Origin of the sequence: Thermovenabulum sp. (genome assembly GCF_049723235.1) — a bacterium.
Lineage (GTDB): Bacteria > Bacillota > Thermosediminibacteria > Thermosediminibacterales > Thermosediminibacteraceae > Thermovenabulum.
In genome coordinates this window covers 1-1867 of sequence record NZ_JBNARB010000038.1, presented here as the reverse complement: position 1 = coordinate 1867, position 1867 = coordinate 1, and the positions used below count along the sequence as shown (strand labels likewise).

Below are 1867 nucleotides of genomic sequence, written 5' to 3'. Positions count from 1 at the left end.
TTTCAGATAATTTTATAAAAAGAAGGTGATACTATGCCGGTTTACCTTACTTTCTACGACGGGGCTGGATGTATCGGGGGTAATAAAATTCTTTTGGAAGATGGGGATAATGCCCTGTTTTTTGATTTTGGAACAAATTTTGGCGCGGAAGGGAAATTCTTTGACGAATTCCTCGCACCAAGAGCATCCTTTGGACTATATGACCTGCTTTGTTTGGATATACTCCCCCCTTTAGAAGGGATTTACAGGAAGGACCTGGAATACAATGGCATTTGGAAAAAGTTTTCTTCCCATGCCCATTACAGGTACCTGACAGTAAGGGGAGTAATACTTTCCCATGCCCACTACGACCACTGCGGTCATTTTTCCTATATAAGCGAGGATATCCCGGTAATTACGGGGCTTTCCAGTGCGCTTATATGTAAAGCCCTTCAGGATACGGGCGGCGGAAACAGACTTCAGGAGATCTGCTATATTAACCCGAGGGAATTAAAAGATGGGCTTTTGCAAACGGGAAATTACAGATCAAAACCCTACAAGCAAAGGAAATATGTTATTGCCGATAAGGAATATATTCCGGAAAAAGCCTGCGGTTTTTGGGAAAACTTGGATAGTTCCAGGAGCCTTCAGTGCTGTTCCTTAGGAAAAATCAAAGATACAAACGAACTGGGGGATTTAAGAGTGATTTCCTGGCCGGTAGACCATTCCGTACCGGGAGCTTCTGCCTATGCCATTGAAACTTCGGAAGGGTGGGTGGTCTATACCGGTGATTTGAGGCTTCACGGAAAAAACGGGGGACTTACCAGGAAATTTTTCAATGAGGCAGCGAAATTAAATCCTGTAGCTCTAATATGCGAGGGGACTCATCCGGGAACTATAAATCCGGTTACGGAAGAACAGGTGGCGCAAAACTGCTTCGATGCGGTTAAAAAGGCAAAAGGAGTAGTGGTAGCCGACTTTGGCCCGAGAAATGTGGAGAGGCTTTTATCCTTCCTTTCCATAGCTAAGGAAACAAAAAGAAAACTGGTATTGACTTCTAAAGATATCTATCTTCTTGAGGCTTTAAACTGTGCGGATGAACCGGAGATTCCGAATCCTTTGGCGGAGGATTTAATTCTTCTTTATGATAGGCCAAAAACCCGGCGGGATAAATGGGAAGAGGCTTTATATGATAGATTTGATTCTTCAAAGATAGTAGATGCGGAGGTTATAAAGCAAAATCCCAAGGATTACATACTTTGCTTTTCCTATTACGATTTTCACGCCTTTTTGGATATAGAGCCAAAGGGAGGAACCTATATATACTCCTCCAGCGAGGCTTATGATGAAGAAATGCTTATAGACCACAACAGAATAAAAAATTGGATTGAATATTTCGGCTTTGAATTATACGGAAGCCTCGGCAGGGACAGGGAAAAATCGGGTTTTCACGCCAGCGGCCATATCCACGGCCCGGGAATTGAAGAAATGGTGGAGACCATAAAGCCCCGGGTTTTAATTCCTATTCATACCCAGGATAAGGAATTCTTTAAGCGGTTTGAAGGAAAATGCCAGGTATTATGGCCGGAAAGAAGTAAGACTATAAAATTAAATCAATAGTTTATTCACTTGATTTATAGGCATAGTGGATATTATAAATTTTGCATTAAGTACCCCAAAAGTAATATCTGTATTATTATAATCACCGGGATCCCCAAGGTAAAACTTAAATGCCTGGTTTTATGATGAAAAAAATACATTCCTAAATATACGCCTGCGCTTCCGCCCAAAAGGGCTAAGGTAAACAAGGTCTTTTCCGGTATTCTGGATTTTCTTTTTTTAGCCTTTCTTTTATCTACAAACATTAATAATAATGAAACGGTATTTA

Annotated in this window: 2 protein-coding genes; one reads left to right on the top strand and one right to left on the bottom strand. The window is 41.2% G+C overall.

From position 1 onward, the window contains the following. The first annotated feature begins 33 nt into the window (after positions 1–33). A complete protein-coding gene (locus ACPLOV_RS11415; protein ID WP_424908878.1) occupies positions 34–1599 on the top strand; it encodes an exonuclease in 1566 nt (521 codons plus the stop codon). A gap of 32 nt (positions 1600–1631) precedes the next feature. Here ACPLOV_RS11415 and ACPLOV_RS11410 read toward each other — a convergent pair. Continuing rightward, positions 1632–1867: DUF1294 domain-containing protein (locus ACPLOV_RS11410; RefSeq protein WP_424911205.1), on the bottom strand; the 236-nt coding region annotated here is incomplete at its 5' end.

Coding starts and splice junctions, on each gene's coding strand:
- ACPLOV_RS11415 (WP_424908878.1), top strand. CDS start 34: ATGCCGGTTTACCTTACTTTCTACGACGGGGCTGGATGTATCGGGGGT.